14 protein-coding genes are annotated in these 22,299 nt (G+C 69.3%); 10 read left to right on the top strand and 4 right to left on the bottom strand.

From position 1 onward, the window contains the following. Positions 1 to 9: 9 nt before the first annotated feature. The 6 genes from ACFWXQ_RS06750 to ACFWXQ_RS06775 all read left to right on the top strand — a co-directional run bounded on the left by ACFWXQ_RS06750 (position 10) and on the right by ACFWXQ_RS06775 (position 14,577). Positions 10 to 7,800 (top strand): aminotransferase class I/II-fold pyridoxal phosphate-dependent enzyme, encoded by a 7,791-nt coding sequence (locus tag ACFWXQ_RS06750; protein WP_386267692.1) that lies wholly within the window; start codon positions 10 to 12, stop codon positions 7,798 to 7,800. Positions 7,801 to 7,844: 44 nt separating this feature from the next. Beyond that, positions 7,845 to 8,729 (top strand): thioesterase II family protein, encoded by an 885-nt coding sequence (locus tag ACFWXQ_RS06755; RefSeq protein WP_383951565.1) that lies wholly within the window; start codon positions 7,845 to 7,847, stop codon positions 8,727 to 8,729. Then, the gene (locus ACFWXQ_RS06760) at positions 8,717 to 9,796 is read left to right on the top strand and encodes an SAM-dependent methyltransferase (RefSeq protein ID WP_383951568.1); all 1,080 of its coding nucleotides are present in this window, start codon (positions 8,717 to 8,719) and stop codon (positions 9,794 to 9,796) included. The genes ACFWXQ_RS06755 and ACFWXQ_RS06760 overlap by 13 nt, the downstream gene beginning before the upstream one ends. Positions 9,797 to 9,817: 21 nt before the next feature. Beyond that, a complete protein-coding gene (locus tag ACFWXQ_RS06765) occupies positions 9,818 to 12,550 on the top strand; it encodes a PEP/pyruvate-binding domain-containing protein (RefSeq protein WP_383951571.1) in 2,733 nt (910 codons plus the stop codon). 61 nt (positions 12,551 to 12,611) lie between these two features. Beyond that, positions 12,612 to 13,835, top strand: coding sequence for a Rieske 2Fe-2S domain-containing protein (locus ACFWXQ_RS06770; protein ID WP_383951573.1), 1,224 nt, complete (start codon positions 12,612 to 12,614; stop codon positions 13,833 to 13,835). A gap of 58 nt (positions 13,836 to 13,893) precedes the next feature. Continuing rightward, entirely contained in the window at positions 13,894 to 14,577 is a 684-nt protein-coding gene (locus tag ACFWXQ_RS06775; RefSeq protein WP_383951576.1) for a methyltransferase family protein, read from the top strand. A gap of 106 nt (positions 14,578 to 14,683) precedes the next feature. Here ACFWXQ_RS06775 and ACFWXQ_RS06780 read toward each other — a convergent pair whose 3' ends face one another. From ACFWXQ_RS06780 to ACFWXQ_RS06790, 3 genes are all read right to left on the bottom strand, one after another. Next, entirely contained in the window at positions 14,684 to 16,555 is a 1,872-nt protein-coding gene (locus ACFWXQ_RS06780) for a LamG-like jellyroll fold domain-containing protein (RefSeq protein ID WP_383951579.1), read from the bottom strand. A 144-nt stretch (positions 16,556 to 16,699) separates the two neighbouring features. Further along, on the bottom strand, positions 16,700 to 17,821 hold the full coding sequence (locus ACFWXQ_RS06785) for an ABC transporter substrate-binding protein (protein WP_383951581.1): 1,122 nt from the start codon (positions 17,819 to 17,821) through the stop codon (positions 16,700 to 16,702). A 172-nt stretch (positions 17,822 to 17,993) separates the two neighbouring features. Continuing rightward, the gene (locus ACFWXQ_RS06790) at positions 17,994 to 18,581 is read right to left on the bottom strand and encodes a helix-turn-helix domain-containing protein (protein ID WP_383951584.1); all 588 of its coding nucleotides are present in this window, start codon (positions 18,579 to 18,581) and stop codon (positions 17,994 to 17,996) included. Between the two features lie 133 nt (positions 18,582 to 18,714). Between ACFWXQ_RS06790 and ACFWXQ_RS06795 the strand changes: the two genes are divergently transcribed. Continuing rightward, complete coding sequence (locus ACFWXQ_RS06795; RefSeq protein ID WP_383951587.1) at positions 18,715 to 19,398, top strand: class I SAM-dependent methyltransferase; 684 nt, start codon at positions 18,715 to 18,717, stop codon at positions 19,396 to 19,398. 42 nt (positions 19,399 to 19,440) lie between these two features. Continuing rightward, entirely contained in the window at positions 19,441 to 19,986 is a 546-nt protein-coding gene (locus ACFWXQ_RS06800; protein ID WP_383951589.1) for a DinB family protein, read from the top strand. An 11-nt stretch (positions 19,987 to 19,997) separates the two neighbouring features. Here ACFWXQ_RS06800 and ACFWXQ_RS06805 read toward each other — a convergent pair whose 3' ends face one another. After that, the gene (locus ACFWXQ_RS06805) at positions 19,998 to 20,900 is read right to left on the bottom strand and encodes a LysR family transcriptional regulator (protein ID WP_386267696.1); all 903 of its coding nucleotides are present in this window, start codon (positions 20,898 to 20,900) and stop codon (positions 19,998 to 20,000) included. A 116-nt stretch (positions 20,901 to 21,016) separates the two neighbouring features. Here ACFWXQ_RS06805 and ACFWXQ_RS06810 point away from each other — a divergent pair, with 116 nt between their 5' ends. Next, complete coding sequence (locus ACFWXQ_RS06810) at positions 21,017 to 21,676, top strand: dihydrofolate reductase family protein (RefSeq protein ID WP_383945065.1); 660 nt, start codon at positions 21,017 to 21,019, stop codon at positions 21,674 to 21,676. Positions 21,677 to 21,702: 26 nt separating this feature from the next. Then, complete coding sequence (locus ACFWXQ_RS06815; protein ID WP_383945068.1) at positions 21,703 to 22,296, top strand: hypothetical protein; 594 nt, start codon at positions 21,703 to 21,705, stop codon at positions 22,294 to 22,296. Positions 22,297 to 22,299: the final 3 nt, after the last annotated feature.

The following is a 22,299-nucleotide window of genomic DNA, read 5'->3' on the forward strand; positions in this document are numbered from 1 at the left end:
GAGACGCTCATGAACCAGGATCCCAACGAGACACACCGGCAGGGGAACGGGCCGAAAACCGTCACTGCGCTGCTGCGGCACCACCTCGACCATCGTCCGGACGCGCTCGCCTACCGTTTCCTCGCGGGAACCGAGCAGGGCCGCTCCGGCGGCGACGGCGAGTCATGGGACTACCGCGAACTCGACCTGCGCGTCCGGGCCGTGGCCTCGCTCCTCCAGCGTGAGGGCCTGTCCGGCAAGCCGGTCCTGCTGCTCCATCCCCCGGGGCTCGACTACATCGCCGGGTTCCTCGGCTGCCTCTACGCCGGAGCGATCGCCGTACCGGCCTATCCCCCGGACACCCGGCGCTTCGGCCAGACCATGCCGCGTCTCGCGGCGATCGCCCGGGACTCGCAGGCCACACACGCACTCACGACGGGGGCGCTGTCCCGGTTCGCGGCCACGAAACGGCGTGAGATCGACTCGCTCGGGCTCGCCGGTCTGCGCTGGCTGGCGACCGCCGACCTCGGCACCGCCGGAGCCGACGACTGGCGTGACCCCGATGTCGACAGCGACTCGACGGCCTTTCTCCAGTACACGTCCGGTTCGACCTCGTCCCCCAAGGGCGTCATGGTCAGCAACGGCAACCTGCTGCACAATCTTCGTTCGATCCACCGCAGGCTGGAGCACGACACCGAGTCGGGAATGGTGTCCTGGCTGCCCCCGTACCACGACATGGGCCTCATCGGCGGCATCCTCACGCCCCTGTACGGGGGGTTTCCCGCGCACCTCATGTCGCCGGTGTCCTTCGTGCGGCAGCCGCTGCTGTGGCTGGAGACGCTTTCTCAGACCCGGGCGTCCACGAGCGTGGCCCCCAACTTCGGGTTCGAACACTGCGTACGCCGGATCACCGACGAGCAGCGCAGCGGCCTGGACCTGAGCCACTGGAGGCTGGCGTTGAACGGCGCCGAGCCGGTACGCGCCGACACCCTCGACCGGTTCGCCGAACGGTTCGCGCCCTGCGGCTTCGTACGCCGTGCCCTGCTGCCCTGCTACGGCCTCGCGGAGGCCACTTTGATGGTGACGGGAGTCGGCGCGCACGAGCCGCCGACGGTCGGCACGTTCGTGCCCGCGGCACTCGGCGCGGGAGTGGCCCGGCCGGCAAGCGGGCCGGAGAGCGAGCGGGCGATCCGCACTGTGGGGTGCGGCGCCGCGGTCGACGGCGTGGACGTCGCCATCGTCGACACCGATACGCGACAGCGGATCACCGCCGAGGAACGCGTCGGAGAGATCTGGGTCGCGGGCGGGAGCGTGGCACAAGGCTACTGGCGCCGCCCCGAGGCCACGGAGGAGACCTTCCGGGCCCGCGTCGAGGGCGAGGGAGAGACGAGTTACCTGCGCACCGGCGACCTCGGCTTCCTCAGCGGCGGCGAGCTGCACGTCGTCGGCCGTATCAAGGACGTCGTCATCGTGCAGGGCCGAAACCACTACCCGCAGGACATCGAACTCACCGTCGAGCAGGCTGACGAGGCGATCCGGCCGGGCTCGGGCGCGGCCTTCTCGATCGAGGTCGACGGCGCGGAGGAACTCGTCGTCGCCTACGAGATCGAGGGCAGGCGCGTCGACGGCGCGCCGACGCTCCTGGCGAAACTGCGCACGGCGATTGCCGAGCAGCACGACGTCGCGCCGCACGCCGTCGTCCTCCTCAAGAGGTCGACGGTCCACAAGACCACCAGCGGCAAGATTCAGCGGCAGGCGTGCAAGCGGGCCTTCCTCGACCTCGGGCTCTCGGTGGTGGCGGCCAGTGTCACGAGGGACGTCGAGGTGTCCCCCTCCGTGGGCCGACTCGCCGGTCTGTCCGCCGCCACACACAGGCAGCGGGTGACCGACGCGGTCACGGAGGCGCTGACGGGAGTCCCGGCGGCGACCACCGACGCCCCGGATGTGACCGGCTGGACGTTCGCCGAACTCGACCTGGACTACCCGGCGTTGCTGACCGCCGTACGCGGCCTGGAGGAAAAGCTCGGCACAAGAATCGCCGTGGGTGAACTGCTGGCGCTTCCGCGGGTCGATGCCCTGATCGACCTGTTCCTCGGCGAGGCACCGCAAGGCGGGAAGGTCGGCTCCAAGCGCGAGGACGCCTCTCGGTCTGCCGAACTGCGTGAGCCGGGGGCCGTGGAGGCTTGGCTGGTCGAGGAGGTGGCCCGGTGCCTGGGAGTGCCGGCCGCGTCGGTCGACGTCACCAGGCCCTTGACCTCGTTGGGCCTCGACTCGAAGCAGGCCGTCGCGATCCTCGCGGAGCTGGGAGCCAGGACAGGGCACGAGGTGACCACGGGTACTGCGTTCGAGCACCCGACCATCCAGGCCGTCGTGGCCCACCTCGGTGCTTCGCGGACGCCGGCCGACACACCCGTCGCGGTGTCGCCTCCACGGCACCAGGAACCCCTGCCCGAGCCGATCGCGATCATCGGTATGGGGTGCCGTTTCCCCGGAGCACCCGACACGGACAGCTACTGGCGTCTCCTGGTCGACGGACGGGACGCGATCACCGAGGTGCCCGGCGATCGCTGGGCCACCGGGCAGGTGAACGCACCCGCCTTCGGCGGCTTCATCGATCGCGTGGACGAGTTCGACGCCCGTTTCTTCGGCCTGTCGGCCAGAGAAGCGGTTCGGATGGACCCTCAGCAGCGGTTGCTCCTCGAAACCGCCTGGCAGACGGTGGAGGACGCGGGTCTCGACCCGACCGGACTCTCGGGCAGCGCCACCGGCGTGTTCGTCGGCATCAGCAGCCACGACTACTCCGAGCTGCAGATGAGCCGCCTGGAGACGATCGACGTCCACGCGGCGACCGGCAACGCGCACTCCATAGCGGCGAACAGGCTGTCCTACACACTCGACCTGCGAGGACCGAGCCTCGCTCTGGACGCCGCGTGCTCGTCCTCGCTGCTGGCGGTTCACCTCGCGTGCGAGAGCCTGCGGCGCGGCGAGTGCGACTCGGCCCTGGCCGGCGGGGTGAACCTGCTCATCACGCCGGGGCTCTCGGTGGCGTTCGCGCAGGGCAACATGCTCTCCCCGGACGGCCGGTGCCGTACGTTCGACGACTCCGCGAACGGCTACGTGCGCGGCGAGGGTGTGGGCCTGGTCCTCCTCAAGCCGCTCTCCGCGGCCCTCGCCGACGGCGATCCGATCCATGCCGTGATCCGGGGGTCGGCCACCGCACACGGCGGCAGGAGCAACGGCCTCACCGCACCGAAGGGTTCGGCCCAGCGGTCCGTCATCGAACGGGCCCTGGCCCAGGCTGGTCTGAGCGGCCGGGCCGTCGACTACGTCGAGGCTCACGGCACCGGCACCTCGCTCGGCGACCCCGTCGAGTGGGAGGGTCTCGCGGCCGCCTACGGAAACGGCCGGTCCACGGGCGACCGCTGCCTCGTCGGATCGGTCAAGACCAACATCGGACACCTGGAGGCGGCCGCGGGCATCGCCGGACTCATCAAGGCGGCCCTCGTCGTACGGCACCGCCAGGTACCGCCGACGCTCCACCTTCGTACGCCGAACCGCCGCCTGGTCTGGGAGGACGCCGGGCTCGACGTTCCGACGCGGCTCGTCGAGCTGCCGGACGGACGCATCGTACGGGCCGGAGTCAGCTCGTTCGGATTCGGCGGGTCGAACGCGCATCTGGTGCTGGAATCGGCCCCCGAGCCGGACCCGATCGACGCGGTGGCGCCGAAGCGGCCCGTACACGCCCTGTGTCTGTCGGCGCACACGGCGACGGCCCTCACCACCCTGGCACAGCACTGGCGCACACACCTGGCCGCCCATCCCGACGCGGAGCTCGCGGATCTCTGCCACACAGCCCACACGGGCCGGGCCCAGCTCCCCTTCCGGGCGGTCGTCACCGGCAGCTCCCGGGCGGCGTTCGACACCGCGCTCGACGCCCTGGCCCGCGGCGGACCGTCGACCACCGTGGTTCGCGGACACGCCCGGCCCGGGTCGGCGCCGAAGGTCGCGTTCCTCTTCAGCGGCCAGGGCACGCAGTACACGGGCATGGGCAAGGGCCTCTACGACACGCACACCGGGTTCGCCCGCACCCTCGACCGCGCCGACCGTGTCCTGCGGCCGCACCTCGGCCTCCCACTGACCGAACTGCTCTTCGGGGAAGGGGGTACCGAGAAACTGGCGAACACCCGTTACAGCCAGGCCGCGCTGGTGGCCCTGGAGGTCGCGCTCGCCGAGTTGTGGATCTCACTCGGTGTGCGGCCCGCAGCCCTGCTCGGGCACAGTATCGGGGCGTACGGCGCCGCATGCGTGGCCGGGGTGATGTCCCTGGAGGACGCCCTGACGCTGGCCGTGGTGCGGGGCAGGCACATGGCCGAACAGCCCGGCGACGGCACGATGATCGCCTGCGCCGGAGACGCGGAGGCGATCCGCGCGGCAGTCGCCGACAACGACTCGGTCGTTGTCGCCGCCGTCAACGCCCCCGAGCATCTGGTGCTCTCGGGGGCACGTACGGAGATCGACAGGGTGCGTGCGCGGCTCGAAGACCAGTCCGTCGTCGTCAGGCCACTGGCGGTGTCGCACGCCTTCCACTCCCCGCTGATGGCCGGTGCGGCTCAACCGCTGCGCGCGGCAGCCCTCGACGTCGAGTTCCGGGAGCCGGAGCTCCCCTGGGTCTTCGACGCCACCGGAGAGCTGGTCACCGGGCGGATCGGGGCCGACGACTGGGCACGGCACATGCTGGGCCCGGTGCGCTTCGCCGACGGCTTCACGACACTCCGTCGCCTTGGCTGCGACGCCTTCGTGGAGATCGGCCCGCATCCGACCCTGCTCAACATGGCGCGCACGATGACAACTTCGGAGGACGAGGAGTCGGTGCTGTGGCTGCCTTCCTTGCGACGGGTCCGCGGCGGCCCCGCGGGCGACGGTGACTGGCAGACACTTCTGCAGTCGCTGGGCCGCCTGCACTGCGCGGGCGGACGCGTGGACTGGGCCGCCCTCGACGAGGGATCCCGCAGGCCGCGAGTCCCGGTCCCGCACGCGGTTCTCGAAGGACAGCGGTACTGGTTCTCGCCTCCGTCGGAGACGGACACCACCGGCGGCCGGCCGGATCCAGAAGTCGAGCCGACGTCCCGGGCTCCCTTCCCGACGTCGGCCGCCGTCCGGAACGACCCTCCAGAGCCCGAACCGGTCCGGTCCGCCCCAACCGTCGCGGACACGGTGCCAGACTCGGTGCGAAGCGAAGTGGTGCGTCAGGTCGCGCGGACCTGTGCCTTCCCGCCCGAACAGATCCCGGTCGACGCCCGGCTCGGTGCGGACCTCGGATTCGACTCGCTGATGCGGACCGAACTGGAGCGCTCCCTCGCCCGGCAGTTCCCCGAACACCTGGAGAAATACCGGGAGTCGGTACCCGAGGACCCGACAGTCGGCGAGCTGGTGGCTCTGCTGGGCACCGGTGGACAGCAGGTCCCGAGGAGCGACGATCTCCCGGCGGCCCCTCGCTCCCTTCAGCCCGTGGCGTCGGCCGGGCCTGTACGTTCCGGGGACGATTCCGTTCCGCCGGTGAAGCAGGAGCGCGTGTTCGAGGAGTGGGCCGAATACGCCGAACTCCAGGGCCGGCTCCGGCAGGTGAGTGCCAGCGGTTCGAATCCGTACGGCCGAGTCCACGAGGGATTCAACTCCGGTCGTGCCTCCGTCGACGGCCGCCAGGTCATCAACTTCTCCTCGTTCAACTACCTCGCGCTGTCGAACCACCCGCGCGTCCGCCGGGCGGCGCAGGAGGCCATCGACCGGTACGGCACCTCCAGTTCCGCGACGCCCCTGCTGTTCGGTGAGACGCCGCTGCACCGCGAACTGGACGCCGAGATCGCCTCGTTCCTCGGCACCGAGGCCGCCATCGTCTTCGCCGGGGGGCACGCCACGAACGTGGCGACCATCGGGCATCTCTTCGGGCCCGAGGACCTCGTCCTGCACGACGAGTGGATCCACGACAGCGCGTTGCGCGGCTGCATGCTGTCGGGTGCGCGGCGCCGTCCCTTCCCGCACAACGACTGGCGGGCGCTGGACTCGATGCTGGGCACACTGCGCCCGCAGGCCCGACGGGTCCTGGTCCTCATCGAGGGCGCGTACAGCCAGGACGGCGACGTCCCCGACCTGCGCAGGTTCATCGACGTCAAGGCACGCCACGGCGCGATGCTGATGATCGACGAGGCGCACTCGATCGGCGTCCTCGGGCGCACGGGCCGGGGCATCGGCGAGTACTTCGGCGTCGACCGCCGTGATGTCGATCTGTGGATGGGCACCCTGAGCAAGGCGATCGGCAGCCTCGGCGGATACGTCGCGGCTCGCGAACCGATCATCGAATACCTCAGGTTCACCGCGCCGCTGCACATCTTCAGCACCGGGATCTCACCGGCGAATACGGCCGCCGCTCTTGAGGCGATCCGGGTCATCCGGGACGAGCCACAACGTGTGGCCCGGGTGCGACAACTGTCCGAGCGCTTCCGCGACTCGGCACGCGCTCGTGGACTCGACATCGGTGTGTCACGGGCCTCCGCCGTGATCCCGGTCGTCATCGGCGACTGGGAGAGGACGATGGCGCTCTCCAACACCCTGCTCGACCAGGGCGTGAACGTGATGCCGATCGGCTACCCGGCCGTCCCCCGCGACGAGTGCCGCCTGCGCTTCTTCCTCAACGCGGACCACGACGAAGAAGACCTCGAACACGCCCTCGACCTCCTGGGACGAGCCATGTCGGAGAACACGCACACAACCCCCTCCCCCGAGCCGGAGCCGGAGCCGCTTCGCGACGTCGGCGCCGGCGCCGATGTCCTGGTCACCGGGGCGAGCGGCTTCATCGGCGGACACCTGACCCGTCGGCTGGCCGAGCGCGGTCACCGCGTACGGGTGCTGGTCCGGGAAGGCAGCGACCGTTCCGCCTTCGAGGGTGTCGATGTGGAGGTGGTGATCGGTGAACTCGGTGATCCGGCAAGCCTGCGTCGCGCCACGGCCGGTGTGCGGCACGTCTACAACTGCGCGGGCATGTCGGCCGACTGGGGCCCCTGGGAGGAGTTCCGGCGGATCAACGTCGATGGCAGCCGCAACCTCGTCGAGGCCGCCCACCACGCGGGTACCGTCGAGCGTCTCCTCCATCTCAGCACCACCGACGTCTACGGCTATCCGGTCGCACCATGCGACGAGAGCGCGGAGCCCAAGGACATCGGACTGCCGTACAACCGCAGCAAGGTGTTGGGGGAACGCGCCGTACGGCAGGCAGCCGAGCGCACCGGTCTGCCGGTCACCGTCGTCCGGCCCGTGTCGGTCTACGGTCCGCGCAGCAAGGACTTCGTGATCGAGATCGCGACGCTGCTGTTGAGCCGGCAGATGGTCTACATCCGCGGGGGTGCCGTACCGGCCGGGCTCATCTACGTGGGCAATCTCGTCGACGGAATGATCGCCGCGTGCACGTCCGACGCCGCGGTGGGCAAGGCGTACAACATGCGGGACCCCGATCCGACGACCTGGCGGGAGTACGTGGAGGCGCTCGCCCGCGGCCTCGGAGTGAAGCCCCCCGCGTTCAGCCTGCCGACTCCGGTGGCGCGCGGAGTGGCCGCGGTCTCCGAGAAGCTCTACGGCGCCCTGCGGGTGAAGTCCCGCCCTGTGCTCACCCGCCATGCCGTTCATCTCTTCGACCGCGACCAGTCCTACGCCATCGACCGGGCCCGCGACGACTTCGGGTTCAAGAGCGAGGTGGGCTTCGAGACAGGCGTCGAACTCACGCTGGCCTGGCTGGACTCACCGGAGGGCCGCAAGATCGTCGCCCGCTGACCAGTTGCTGCCAGGGACCGCGAAACCGTAGCGAGAGGACCCACGTGCACACGATCGAGCGGGCGACAAGGAGTCCTTCGGCTCCGCGGCCTGCGGCCGACAGGTGGTTTCAGGGGTTCGGCCCGAACCAGGACGCAGGGGTACGCACTCCCCCACTGCGTCTGATCTGCCTCCCGTACGCCGGCGGCACGCCGTCCGTCTACCGGGGCTGGTCGGCAGACCTGGGCGAGGGCGTACACGTCGTGCCCGTCCTCCTGCCAGGCCGGGGACTGCGCGTCAAGGAATCGCCGTACACGGCCATGGGTCCACTCGTGTCCGACCTCGCGGACGCCCTCGTCGAGCACGAACTCGCCCATGACTACGCCCTGTTCGGCCACAGCATGGGAGCCCTGCTCGCCTACGAGGTCGCCTGCGAGCTGCGCGACCGTGGCCGGCCCGAGCCGGCGCACCTCTTCGTGTCGGGAAGCAAGGCGCCGCATCTGTACGGCGATCGCCGGGATCACGAGCTCTCCGACGCCGAGCTGCGGCAACTGGTGAGCGACCTCGGGGGCCTGGGCGCCGACGACACCATCGGCAGCTCGTACCTCGAACGGCGTCTGCCGGTGCTCCGCGCCGATCTCACCGTCTGCGAGACCTACCGATGGGCCCCGCGCCGACCCCTGCGCTGCCCGATGACCGCGTTCTCCGCCACCCACGATCCGATCGCGCCCGCGCACGAGATGGAGGCGTGGCGCGTCCACACCCGAGGGTCGCTCCTGCGCCATCACGTGGAGGGTGACCACTTCTTCCTCAACGGCCCTTCGAAGCCGCACCTCCTGCGCAAGATCCGTGCCGAACTCGCCCACCATCTCGACGAGTCGAGCGGCCCGGGCGCGGCGGCGCGAGACCGACCGACCACTGTGAAGAGGGAACCCTCATGGATCTACTGAGCCTGGCCAGGACCGTCAAGGACCGGGTGGAGGCGCCGATCACGGATGTGCTGGCCGTGGCGAAGGTCGTCACCGATCCACGGACCCCGCTGCTCCTGGCGCTCTCCACCGTGGTGGTCACTCCGCTGTACCGGGCGGCCTTCCTGGCGTCCGCCTCCGGTTCGGGCGTGCTGCGGTGTCTGGCCGTACGCCCCTGCGACCTGGAGAGCCTGGCCGACTACCTGGAAGTGCCCGAGGACCGGGAGCGGCTGCGCACCTGGCTGGAGACCGGCGTCCGCCTCGGCGAGTTCGAGGTGCGCGAGGGGTGTTACCGCCTCAGGAGCACCACGGCCAAGCTCCTGGCCCAGTCGGGGAACGACGCGGTCGCCGCCGCCCTCGAAGAGATCATGCGCTTCCACCTGCCGGTGCTCCTGGACGCGCCCCGGATGCTCAAGGAGGGCCGCCGTTTCTCCCTCGACGACCAGGACGGCACGGTCATCGCCCGTTCCTCCCTGGCCCTGCAGGGACTCGTACACGAGGCGATCGACCGCACTCTGGAGCGCACCAACCCGATCCGGCTGCTGGAGATCGGCTGCGGATCCGGTGCCTACGTCCGCCACGCCGCGCGGCTCAACCCCCGCCTGACCGCCCTCGCGGTCGACCTGCAGGAAGAGGTCGCCGTCCGGGCCGCCGACAACATGGCCGAATGGGGGCTCACCGACCGCGTGGAGACCCGCCAGGGCGATCTGCGCACCCTCGAACTCCAGCCCCAGTTCGATCTCGTCACGCTCCACAACAACATCTACTACTTCCCGGAGGCCGAGCGGGTCGAGGTGCTGGAACGAGCGCGTTCCTTCCTGGCGCCCGGCGGCCGGCTGCTCCTCACGTCGTCGTGCCAGGGCGGCGGCAACCTCGGCCTCGACGTGCTGAACCTCTGGTTCGAGTACGCCGACTTCGGCGGCCCGCTGCCCAGCGAGGACGAGCTGGTCGCCCAGCTGGAGAAGGCGGGGTTCGCGGACGTACGCGCGAGCCGGATCATTCCCACCCAGCCGTTCCGCGCGTTCGTCGGAACCAACGTTCAGGCCTGACCAGGGCCAGGAGACCTCATCATGGACACCCGAACGGCACACACCCCCACCTCCGCCCTCTCCGACACCGCGTCGAAGGCCCCGCACCGCGAACTCGTGGCCGTGCTCGGCCGCGCGCCCGGCGCCGGTACCGAGACCCTGGGCGGCAAGGCCGCCCGGCTGAGCGAGATGATCGACGCGGGCCTCCCCGTACCGCCCGCGTTCTGCCTCACCACCGGCCTGTTCGACCTGTTCCTGCGCGAGACGGGCCTCGCCGCGGAGATCCGGGCCGCCGAGGCCCGCGACGCGGACACCTCGACGATCCGCGAGCTGATCACCGCCCGGGAACTGCCCGAGGCCATCGCCGATACGATCCTCGCCGCCTACGAGGACCTCGGCCGGCCCAGGGTCGCGGTCCGTTCCTCCGCGTGCCGGGAGGACTCCGCCGCCCAGTCCTTCGCCGGACAGCACGACACCGTCCTGGACGTCTCGGGCGACGAGGCGCTGCTCGATGCAGTGAAGGTCTGCTGGGCCTCTCTGTGGTCCGACCGCGCGGCCGCCTATCGCGACGGAACGGGCCCCGCGGGATCCATCGCCGTGATCGTGCAGGAGATGATCCACGCGGACGTCAGCGGTGTGCTGTTCACCGTCGATCCCGTCGGCGCACGGCCCAACCGCCTTGTCGTGGAGGCCTGTTGCGGTCTCGGCGAGGGGCTGGTCTCCGGGCGGGTGTCCAGCGACTTCTTCGTCGTCGACGACCGCACGCTGGAGGTGATCGAGGAACACGTGCGGTACAAGGTGACCAAGTGCGCGCCCCTCACACCCGGCCGGATCGGCATGACCAAGGTCGACGCCGCCGACCGCAACGCACCGTGCCTGACCCGGGAGCAGCTCGGCACGCTCGCCGGGCTCGCGGTCGAGGTCCGGTCCCACTACGGCACGGAGCAGGACATCGAGTGGGCCATGCGCGACGGCACGCTCCACCTGCTGCAGGCCAGGCCGATCACCACGCACCCCCAGGACAGGGCGACGGACCAGGAGCACAGCCCGTATGTCGCCCGGCAGGCCGACCCTGTGCAGGACGGCACGCTCTGGTCCCGGATGGACATCGGTGAGATCTTCGTGGGCCTGATGTCACCGCTGGGCCTGAGCTTCGCGCAGTACTACCAGGAGCACGTGCACGCCGACTGCGCCGCCGCTCTCGGTGTGCGGGACACCGGTGACGTGGGCCTCCACATGGGCTACCTCCAGGGCCATGTGTATCTGAACATCTCCTACACGGCCTATCTGCTCGGTCAGTGCCTGCCCACCCGCGACCAGCGGCACTTCACCCGGCGCTTCGTCAGCGAGGAGGTCGACCTCGCCTCGTACGAGAACCCCTTCGGCACCTTCCCCGGGGGCATGGAGGACCTGCGTTCCACGCTTCACTGGGTGCAGGCCACCGCCACCGAGATGCTGAGCATGAAGCACCGCGCGGAGGAGATGGTCTCCGTACGGCTCTACGAGTTCGACCGCGCCCGGCAGTTGGACCTGACGCGGATGAGCCGCCGGGAGCTCGACGCAGAACTCGCCCGCTACCTCGGCTTCTTCCATGACGCGCACGTCGGTTACATGCCGTACTACATCAATGCCTTCGGGTTCTACGGCGTGCTCACGGAGTTGTGCGCGAAGTGGCTCGGTGCCGACGGCGACAACCTGCAGAACCGGATCAAGACCGACATGTCGAGTCTGCGGACCGTCGCTTCGGCGCAGGAGATCTGGGGCGTGGCGCAGGCCGCCAAGGCCAGGCCTCGCGTCATGGGGATCATCAACGAGGCACCCCTGGAGGAGATCGAGGAGCGGCTGCGCAGCGATGTCGAGGGCCTGGCCTTCTGGGACACGCAGATGAAGCCGTTCCTGCGGGCCAACGGCACCCGCGGGCGCCAGGAGATGGAGCTCACCCACCCGCGCTGGATCGACGACCCGTCGTACATCTTCCAGATGATCCGCCGCTACGCCGCCGACGGGCTCTCCGTCGACGACATCATGGGACGCAGCCGTGCGCTCGCGGACGGCGACGCCCGGACGGTGCTGGAGAAGCTGCCGCTGCACCGGCGGAAGGTCCTGGAGACCGTCATCACGATGTACAGCCTGTGCAGCGAGCTCCGCGAGACCACCCGCATGTCGATGATCACCTCGATCTGGCTGGTCAGGAACGTCGTGTACGAGGTGGGCCGGCGGCTCGTCGCGGAAGGAGTCCTGCACTCCCTGGACGAGGTCGCCTTCCTCGACTTCGAGGACGTCCGGGCCTACCTGGCCGGTGGCGCCACGGAACGTGAGGCGTTCCCCCGCACCGAACTGGACGAACGTCGGCGCTTGCACGAATACCACAACCGGCTGCCGGAACCGTCGCTCACGTTCATCGGAGAACACGACGTCACTCGGGCCGTGCGGCCGGCGGCCGACGGCGCGCACCTCGTGGGTCTCGGATCCAGCCCCGGGCGGATCGTGGGCCGTGCCCGCATCGTGGAGGACCTGGTCTGGCAGGCCGACGAGTTCCTGCCCGGCGAGATCCTGGTCACCCGCTACACGGACGCGTCCTGGACGCCGCTCTTCGCCATCGCCGGCGGAGTGGTCACCGACATCGGGTCGATGCTCTCGCACAGTTCGATCGTGTCCCGGGAGTTCAACGTGCCCTCCGTGGTCAACACCAAGTACGCCACGCAGCGCATCAACACCGGCGACATGGTCGTCGTCGACGGCGACACCGGCGTCGTCGAAGTCGTCGAGGGCTGAGCACCCATCAGCGAACCGTGCCGCATCCCCATGGCGCGGTTCACCCAAGGAAGGCAGCGAGATGATCCCCAATCAGTGGTACCCGATCCTGCAGACCTCCGACATTCAGCGCGACAAACCCACCGGTGCTCGGCGCATGGGCGAGGAACTCGTGCTGTGGCGCGACCTCGGCGGCAACCTCGTCTGCCAGACCGCACGGTGCCCGCACAAAGGCGCCAACATCGCCGACGGGCGGCTCAAGGGCAACACCGTCGAATGCCCCTACCACGGCTTCCGGTTCGACGGCGAGGGCACGTGCAAGGTGGTCCCCGCCCTGGGTTCGGACGCCCGGATCCCCCAGTCGCTCAAACTGAAGACGTACCCGGTGCGGGAGCAGCACGGTCTGGTCTGGCTCTGGTGGGGTGACCAACGGGAGCGACTCCCGGAGATCGAGCTGCCCTCCGAACTCGTGAACAACCCGCGGCCGCACGAGACCATCTCCTGGACCCGGCCCGTCCACTACACCCGCTACATCGAGAGCCTGCTCGAGTTCTACCACGTGACCTTCGTGCACCGGGATCACTGGACGAACAACATCGACTACACCTTCATGTACGGCACCGCGCGCAAGCTGTGGACGGACGGCCGCGAGCGCTACCTGGCCGCGAACAAGATCGTCAACCAGCAGGTCGAAGTGGACGGCACCACGATTCGTTCCACCTTCGACCAGTGCGAGGAGGCGAATCCCGCCAACACCGCACACTTCAACCTCATCTACCAGGCTCCGGGCCTGACACATGTCAAGACCGGTCTGCTGGAGATCACCACCTGGCTCACTCCGATCGACGACGAGAACACGCTGGCGATCATGCGCCTGTACGAGTACCCGCAACTGCGGACCATGGTGCCTGTCAAGCAGCTCAGGCCATGGGTGCTGCGCGCTTCCCTCCTCATGGAGAAGCTCGTCCAGGACCCCCAGGACGTGGGCATCATGCTCCGCCAGGAGCCCAAGGTCAGCGAACGCGGGGTGAACAAGTTCATCGCCCTCGACGAGATGGACGCCAAGTTCCTGCAGATGCGTGACCGTCTCAAGGCGGAAGCGGCGGTAGCGCGCTCCGAGGCCTCGGAGACCTCCGCGGCGCCGGCCGCCGAAACGCCGCCCGCCGAAGCGCCGTCCGCCGAGACGCAGGCCCCCGAGGTGCAGGCCCCGACCAACGGCAGCGGTTCGAACGGTGCGCGCGGCACCCGCAAGAAGCGGACCGCGCAGACGGACCGAGAGGGCTCCCTGGCGAAGGCCCGTTCCTGATCGCGTCCGCTCACACAAGGCCCTTCCCCCACAAGGGAGTTCAGAGAAAGCGAGCTTGATGATGTACGGCGGGTACGACGCGTCGACCGGCCCCAAGGCCCTGGTGACCACGTGCAACGCCCTGGCCGTGGCGGCAGCGGGTTGGTTCCTCATCGGCGGGGCGGACACGGTGGCGGACTGGTTCGGGACGGAGCTGGACCAGGCCGAACCGCTGCGCCGAGGGATGCTGTTCACGCTCTCGGCGGTCTACCTGCTGCGGTTCATCGCCACGACGTTCATCATGCTCAAGCGCAGCATGGAGTGGTCGGAGGCCGCGACCGTGGGTGTCTGGGTCGTCGTCATCCACGGCACGATGGCCTTCCTGGGCGGCACCAACACCGCTTCCGTGGGCGCACTCGCATGGGTCGGCGTGGTGCTCTACATCGGGGGTTCGTACCTCAACACGGGCTCGGAGTACCGACGCAAACTGTGGAAGCGGGTCCCGGAGCACAAGGGCAAGCTCTACACAGAAGGTCTCTTCAAGTACTCCATGCACATCAACTACTTCGGTGACGTCGTGCTCTTCACCGGATTCGCCCTGGTGACGGGCAGCCCGTGGGCCCTGGCCATCCCGGTGATCATGGCGTGCATGTTCTCCTTCCTGAACATCCCCATGCTCGACAAGTACCTGGCCGAGCGGTACGGCACGGCATTCGAGGAGTACTCCAAGAAGACTGCCAAGTTGGTTCCGTTCATCTACTGAGCGTGCGTCGGTGCGGCGCGGGCGGGTCTTGGGTCGTCCGGTGGACCGGTCCCGCGCGGACTGCGGGACCGGCCCACCGAGTTGGCCGGGCGTCGAGCGACGCTCCTTACTCGAAGGGCGTGAGGAACTCCCGTACGGACAGGGCCCGGTTCACGATGCGGGTGTCACCGATCCACCCGTAGAAGCCCTGCCCGAAGCGTTCGTCGAACTGCGTGGCACCGATGACGAAGGGCTTGCCGAGGGTGGCGATGCCGGTGGACGGCTGGGAGGGATTGCGGGCGATCTTCGAGCCGTCCACGTACATCACCGTGCGGCGTCCGTCGTTGACGAGGGCGATGTGCATCCAGCGCCCTACCGGCACCGCGTGGCTCCAGGACGTGGGGTCGGCGTCCTGTCGCTGCGGATAGACCACGAACTGGAGGAACCTCTCGGGCGAGAGATTGAGACTGCAGGTGGGCTCCAGCGGGGACCAGCCCGTGGTCTTGCCCGCGTCTCCGTTGCGCCCCTCCCAGCTGAGGATGCCCATCCAGGCGTGGTCGCCCTCGAAGGGCTCGGGCAGCCTGATGAAGGTCTCGATGGTGTAGCCGCGGGTGAACTTCTCATCGTTCAGGGCCGCTCGGTCCGCGGTGGTCAGGACCGCGCCGCGGTTCGGGCTCTTGCCACCGTCGAAGCGCAGGCTCGCGTGCGCCGGCTGACCGGGGTGGTGGTCGGCCGACCAGGTGAGAGCGTCGGGCCCGCTCGTGTGCAGACGGCTCACGGTCAGGTCGTTTCCGTGGCCGGTGAGGTCGCGTACGACTGCGCCGTCCGCGACCGGGCCGCCCACGGTCCCGCCTGCGGCCGTCCCGGACGCGTCGAAGCGCCAGTACGCGACCGTGCCGCGCGGCATCACCGCGGCGGGGGGCCGGGGCTTCGGCGGCACGACGGGGGCGAAGCCCTCGAAGCGGGCGTCGAAGTCGATGCTCAGGCTGAACCGGTCCGAGGGGCCGGTCAGTTCGACGGTCTCGGCCTCCAGGGACGACCGCTTCCCGGGATCACGGGCAAGGAGCCACGGCGAGAAGGTCTCGACGTCGATGACACCGCGGACGAGGTCGAATCCGTATGTGCGGATCATGCCCGCTCCGCCGTAGTAGCGGTCCTGGTAGTTGGTGATGTGGACGTGGACATCGTTGTCGGAGTCGTTGCGCAGAACCGTGCGTCCCGGCGGCCAGTAGTGACCGCCCAGGGCGAGGAAGATCTGGTCGTTGCCGCGGATGAGGCCGTCCCACAGTCGTTTGCCGTTGTCCGACAGCTGCGCCTCGCCGTCGTCGTCCGACCAGGCGATGTCATGGGTGGTGAGGACGGCGGGCAGCGTGGGGTGCGCGTCGAGGATGCCCTGCGCCCACCTCAACCCCTTGTCCGACACCCGCCAGTCGAGGGCCAGGACCAGCCATGCGCGGCTCGCGGCAGTCAGCACGTGGTACGTGTTGTAGCCGTCGGGCGAGGCGCCGCGGTAGGTCGGCATGGACGCGTAGCGGGCGGGACCGAACGCGGCGAGATACGCGGAGTCACCCCGCTGGTCGTCCCCGGAGTTGATGTCGTGGTTGCCCGCCAGGACGCTGTAGGGCACCTTGCCGTGGATGGTCCGGAAGGTGTCGGCGGCGCGTTCGATCTCGTCCTTGGTGCCGTGCTCGGTGACGTCACCGAGATGCGTCATGAAGGCGATGTTCGCCTCGGCCCGCTCGGTGACGAGATGGCGGAAGGTCTCCCGCAGCGGGGCCGGGTCGGCGCTGTCGGCGTCGAAGAGGTACTGCGTGTCGGGGAGGACGGCCAGCGCGAAGCGCGGGCTTTCCGGGTCGAACCGGCCGGGGTGAGCCGCGGCGGAGGCCTGCGCCGGCGTCGCCTCGAAGGCGGCAGCCGCCGCGCCGACCGCGGGTAAGGCGGCCGCGGCTCGCAGCAGCGAGCGTCTGTGCAGGGGGTTTCGTTGCTCTGCCGCAGTCATGAACACTCCGTAGGACGAGGGCTGTTGGCAGGCCGAACGCTGCTCAACCGCCACAGCCGTACGGTGGCGGGGAGTTGAACCTCCGCTGCCGGTCACCCAACGTTTGGCGGGAGACAGCTCCAGCCGCTGTGACACCCGCCCGTCTCAGCCGGTGTGAAGGATCCGGAAGCGCTTGGGTTCCGCCGGATCCCGATCAACGACTTGGATCGGCGTCCCGGCCCATTGCCAGACGCTGATGCCTGGCGTGCGGGAGAACTGGATCCGCCCGCGGGTGCCTTCGACCGCGACGCGCGGCCAGGATTCGGCAGTGCGCGCCCGGTTCGCGCCGTTGGAACGCAGCACTTCGGCGAGGACGGCGACCGTGTCGTAGCCCTCGAAGGCGACGAAGGAGGGGGCTTCAGTCAGCTGCTCACGGAGAGCCTTCTCGACTCGTACGCCGAGTGGGGTGAGGCGCTCGGGCAGGTAGCGCAGGAACGGGATCGCGGCGCCGTCGTCGCCCAGCAACGTCGCCCATTCGGCGAACTCCGGTTGCCCGGCCGGAGCACCGACCATGATCTCGGCGAGCCGCGGGTCTCGGCGGACAGACTTGACGATCGACACTGCCGGTTCCGGGTGGCCGACCAGCAGAAGGAGGGCTGTCGCGCCATCGTCGGCGAGTCCGTCACACACAGCCGTGGCGTCGAGCGCGCTCATGTCGAGTTCGATGACGGTGCCGCCACGTGGTGCGAGGTAGTCCCGCAGAATGCGGGTCCCAGAAGCCCAGTAGACGCTCGGCTGGGTTGCCACGGCGATTCGACTGTGGCCCGCGGCGAGGAGGAAGTCCGCGTAGACCTGCCAGCCGCGGGACTGTGGTGGGGAGAGGCGCGCGACCCATTCCGTCGGCTGTTCGGTGAGCGCGTCGAGAACCGCTGACGAGCAGAGAAACGGCAGACCGAGCGTGTCGGCCCTGGTGGCAGCGGCGCGGGCGACGACGCTGTGGTACTCCCCCGCCACGGCAGCCACGCCCAGGCGAGCCAGCTCGTCCACGGCAGCCGCGGCCCTCTGCGGATCAGCCGCGGTGTCTCGGACCACCAACTCGATGGGCCTCCCGGCGATCCCGCCGACGTCATTGACTTCGTGAACGGCCAACTCGAGTCCGGCGAGCAGGTGTTGACCCGCCTCGATCCAGCCGGGCCGGGTCAGCGGAACGAGAGCGCCGATCCGGACGGACGCCCCGTCGGACCGCTCCGCTCCAAGTGGCGATGGCGGCGATGGTGGCGTGGTCATGTGCTGGCGTCTCCCGGTAGTCACCTCGGCAAACCAAGATCATCCGAACGGGCAGCCTACCCACGCCCCTGCCCTCGGTCCAGGGCCTGGCCCAACGAGGGTCTGTTCCGAGGGATCGCGGTCGCGTACGTCACCGGCGGTCCGGCGCAACTCCCCGCAACCGCTGAGATGGTCAGTGCCCGGACGGTGCCAGATGTGCGCGCTCTCCCTGCGGGCCGAACAGGGCGAGCAGTTCCGCGGGGCGGCTGTCGGCGCTGCCGATCCAGTGCGGTGTGCGGGTGTCGAACTCCGCTGCCTCTCCTACCCCGAGCCGGAACTCCTCCTGGCCGAGCGCGAACCTGACGTGTCCGTTGAGGACGTAGAACCACTCATATCCCTCGTGGGTCTGCAGGTTCATCGTGGGTGCCTGGCCGGCGGGCGGATAGATCACCTTGTAGGCCTGGATACCGCCGGCCCGCCGGGTCAGTGGCACCATCACCAGCCCGGATCGTCGTACTGGTCTCAGGTGGACGCGCGGATCGCCGGTGGGCGGCGCCGCGACGAGGTCATCGAGCGGGACACCATGTGCCCGGGCCAGGGGAAGCAGCTGCTCCAGCGTGGGGCGGAGCTTGCCGTTCTCGAGGCGGGACAGGGTGCTCGCTGTGAGGCCGGTTTCGTCTGCCAGCGCCGCGAGCGTGGCGCTCCGCGCCTGGCGCAGGGCCCGCAGGCGCGGCCCGACTCCCGCCAAGACGTCTCCTGCGGGGTCGTCCATGTTGTCCATGTCCCGATGATGCGGATCCGCAATTTTTCTTGCAAGGGCGAAACGGCGGTGGCGATGCTGGCTGTTCATCACCGGCGTCCACTGTGCGTATCGGATCACGCTCGGCACGTCGGCCGACGAAGGGGCACCTCAGATGGATTCCACCCGACGCCGACTACCCACCGACGACACCGCCGCGGGCGACCACGGCACGGCGGACGAGGACGCCGTGCTGTTCTGGGAGCAGCACTACCGCACCCAGCGCGCGTGGGACGCACGCGTCAACCCACTGCTCGCCGAGACCGCCGCGCAGCTACAGCCCGGCACGGCCCTGGATCTGGGCTGCGGCCCCGGCGGCGACGCCATCTGGCTCGCCCAGCGGGGCTGGCACGTGACCGCCGTGGACATCTCCACCACCGCCGTCGAACGCGTGCAGAAACGCGCCCGCGATCTCGGCGTCGCAGACCGGGTGGTCACCGCACAGCACGATCTGGCCAGAAGCTTCCCGGCCGGCCGGTTCGATCTCGTCTCCGCCCAGTACTTCCACACCCCGCTCCCGTTGCTCCGCAGCCGAGTTCTGCGCACCGCCGCACGGGCTCTGCGACCCGGCGGTCTCCTGCTGATCGTCGACCACGGCTCCACCGCGCCCTGGTCATGGAATCAGGACCCCGACATCCACTTCGCCACACCTACCGAGACCGCCGCCGAACTCGATCTCGACCCCGCGCACTGGTCCGTACTGCGCGCCGACATGCCTCAACGCCAGGCCAACGGACCCGCTGGTGAGACGGCCACCGTCATCGACAACGTCCTGCTCGTCCAGCGCACCGCCGGTTGAACGCCCGAACCACACGACATCACGTCGGAACGGAGTGACTCGATGCCAGGAAATGACACGCAACGATCCCCATCCCCATCCCCATCCGGATCCCCACCCGGATCCCGATCTCGGGCCAAGGACACCGGACCTCCGCTGACCGGCGCCGACGAGAAGGACACCCTGCGGGGCTTCCTCGACTATCTACGGAACGCTGTCGCGGACAAGGTCGCGGGCGTGCCGGAACCGCAGGTCCGAACGGGCGGAGTGCCCTCGGGCACCAACCTTCTGGGGCTGGTCAAGCACCTGGCGTTCGTCGAGCGGTTCTACTTCCTCGGCGAGGATGTCGGCGACTGGCGTACGACCATGCGGCCGTCCGCGGTGGACACCGTGGACAGTGTGCTCGCCGACTACCGGAAGACCGTCGAGCGAGCGAACCAGGTCATCGACGCCTGCCCGGACCTGACTCTTCCCGCCCCGCGGCCCCCGCGCCGAGGACAGGCACCATCGATGCGATGGGTCCTTGTGCACATGATTGAGGAGACCGGCCGGCACGCCGGCCACGCCGACCTCCTCCGCGAGCAGATCGACGGATCCACCGGCCGCTGACCAACCGACCACTACTCAGGACCCACGTCCACGTCCGGCGCGTCCTGACCGCCTTGGCCTGCCACCTGGATGGCTTGGATCAGCGCCTTGGTGGCCGGTGGGTCGGGTGGATCGCCGTAGGTGACGGTGTAGATCCGGCGGGGGAAGTCGGGGATCTCGGTCGTGTGGACGTCGGGCAGGCGGTGGGCGCGGAGTGCGAGTCCGGGCAGGGTGGTGACGCCGATGCCGGCGGCGACGAGGGCCTGCACGACGACCATGTCGTCGCAGACCGACTCGATGCGTGGGGTGAATCCGTGTTGCCGGCAGACAGCGGTCAGCTCGCCCTGGCACCGTTCACAGCCGCCGATCCAGGCGGAGTCGCGATGGTTCGCGATGCTGTCGTCGGGGTTCCGGCTCACCAGGTAGATCGGGTCGTCGGCCACGTGGACCATGCGGAACCCTTCGTCCTCCAGCGGAGCGTGCGCGTACCGGAAGACGAGTGCGACGTCGATCTCGCCGTGCCGCAACATCTGCAGCGCTTCGACCGGATGACGGTCGATCACGCTCAGTGTGAGGCCCGGGTGAGCCTCGGTCAGCATGGCGGCCGCCTTCGGCACGATCGTGCTCAGCACGGACGCGTTGGCGGCGAGGCGCACCCGCCCCGTCCGCAGACCTACCTGAGCGGACAGCTCGTTGGCCGCCGCGTCTACCCGTCCCACGATCTCGGTGGCCCGGTTGGCCAGCAGCTCGCCCTCAGGGGTCAGCCGGATCCCACGGCCCACCCGCTGGACGAGCTTGACACCGGTGGCCGCCTCCAGGCGGGACAGATGATGACTCACCGACGGCTGCGAGTAGTGCAGCTCCCTCGCCGCTTCGGTCACGGACCCGTGTCGCGCCACCGCGGCCAGCACCTTGAGATGGACCAGATTCAGCACGTATCAAGAATATCGATGTGTTCTTCGAAGGACTGGCATTAGACGTCATCTGTGCCTCGGTCCATGCTCGTTGATGAGGGCGCCGATGGCGGCGCCGAGCCGACTGAGGAGGCACGATGAGCAAGCTCAGGTGTCACATCTCGATCTCGCTGGACGGTTTCGTCGCCGGCCCGAACCAGAGCGAGCAGAACCCGCTCGGCGAGGGTGGCGAGGGGCTCCACGACTGGGTGGTTCCGCTGGCCGCCTTTCGCCGACCCCACGGCGAGCAGGGGGGTGAAGTGAACGCGAGCACACCGGTGTTCGAGGAGTCGCTCGAGAACATCGGCGCCGCGGTGATGGGCAGGAACATGTTCGGCCCCATCGGCGGGGGCGCGTGGGGCGACGAGCAGTGGACCGGCTGGTGGGGCGACAACCCGCCCTACCACTACCCCGTGTTCGTCGTGACCCATCACCCGCGCAAGCCCGTGGAGATGGAGGGAGGGACCACGTTCCACTTCGTCACCGACGGAATCGAGTCCGCGCTCGACCAGGCCAAGAAGGCCGCCGACGGCAAGGACGTCATGCTGTGGGGCGGCGGCCAGGTCGCTCGGCAGTACCTGGCAGCGGGTCTGCTGGACGAGCTCGAACTGCACGTCGTCCCGGTGTTGCTCGGGGGCGGCTCCCGCCTGCTCGACAACCTCGGCAACGCGGATGTGCGACTCGAACAGGTCCGTGCGGTCGAGGCGCCCGGCGTCACCCACCTCAAGTACCGGATTCTGCCCGGCACTCCTTCATGAGAAGGCACTCTGCAGAGGAGAGCACCATGCAGCTTGACCGCCTGAAGACTTTCATCGACGACGTGGGACTCGTGGTGCGCAGCACCGACGACGAGCACGAGATCACGGCGCGGGTCGCCGAGCGGCTGTCCGCGCTGCTGGCCGACGGCTACCGGCTCCCGCCGGAGGTAACGCGGTCGTCCTCCGCGCGTCACCTGACGTATCCGCTGTACATCGCTCCCGACGACAGCTGGTCGATGGCGTCCGTGGTCTGGGACGTGGGTCAGCGGACCAAGGTGCATTCGCACGAGACGTGGGGCGTCGCCGGCATCTACGCGGGAGTCGAGCACGAGATCCGGTACCTCAGGCCGACGGCGTCCACCGCGAGCGGACCACTGACGCCGGCCGGTGAGACGCGGTGGGCGCCGGGGCAGGTGACCGTCTGCTGCACCACCGACGACGATGTCCATGCGGTCGCAGCAGTCGGCGACGAACCCACCGTCGGGATCCACGTCTACGGCGGCAACATCGGCACGATCAGGCGGCGTTCGTACGATCCGGCCACCGGCGGCGAAGCCGACTGGTTCGTCTCCGGCTGGGACAGCGCCGAGGACGTGTCCCGAGCGAAGGCATCGAGCTGAAAT

The organism is Streptomyces sp. NPDC058697, assembly GCF_042715345.1.
GTDB classification, from domain to species: domain Bacteria; phylum Actinomycetota; class Actinomycetes; order Streptomycetales; family Streptomycetaceae; genus Streptomyces; species Streptomyces liliifuscus.